Annotated in this window: 1 rRNA gene; it reads right to left on the minus strand. The window is 50.1% G+C overall.

From position 1 onward, the window contains the following. Positions 1-863 (minus strand): 23S ribosomal RNA (locus tag H8B04_RS16860); the annotation flags it as partial.

Consider the following 863-nt stretch of genomic DNA (forward strand, 5'->3'; position numbering starts at 1 on the left):
ACATCCTAGCTGTCTGGGCAACCGGACCTCGTTAGTTCAACTTAGACTACATTTGGGGACCTTAGCTGATGGTCTGGGTTCTTTCCCTCTCGGCCTTGGACCTTAGCACCCAAAGCCTCACTGCCGATCATATCTTATAGCATTCGGAGTTCGTCTGGATTTGGTAGGATTTGACTCCCCCGCACCCAATCGGTAGCTCTACCTCTATAAGACTATATATCGACGCTGTTCCTAAAAACATTTCGGGGAGTACGAGCTATTTCCCAGTTTGATTGGCCTTTCACCCCTACCCTCAGGTCATCCGGAAACTTTTCAACGTTTATCGGTTCGGTCCTCCAGTTGGTGTTACCCAACCTTCAACCTGCCCAAGGGTAGATCACAAGGTTTCGCGTCTACCTCTACTGACTCTGCGCCCTATTCAGACTCGCTTTCGCTGCGGCTACGTGACTGAATCACTTAACCTTGCCAGTAAAGAGTAACTCGTAGGCTCATTATGCAAAAGGCACGCTGTCACAGGATCACCCTGCTCCAACCGCTTGTAAGTACACGGTTTCAGGTTCTTTTCACTCCCCTGTTCGGGGTTCTTTTCACCTTTCCTTCACAGTACTGGTTCACTATCGGTCTCTCAGGAGTATTTAGCCTTACCAGATGGTGCTGGCAGATTCAAGCAGGATTCCTCCGGTCCCGCCCTACTCAGGATACCACTAGCGCTGTATTGCTTACCTGTACGGGGCTGTCACCCATATCGCCCAGTTTCCCACCTGGTTCCAGTTTACTTTACAAATCACATCTCGTGGTCCTACAACCCCATATATGCCGTAACATGTATGGTTTGGGCTCTTTCCCGTTCGCTCGCCACTACT

Origin of the sequence: Sphingobacterium litopenaei, assembly GCF_014692495.1 — a bacterium.
Classification (GTDB): Bacteria; Bacteroidota; Bacteroidia; order Sphingobacteriales; family Sphingobacteriaceae; genus Sphingobacterium; species Sphingobacterium litopenaei.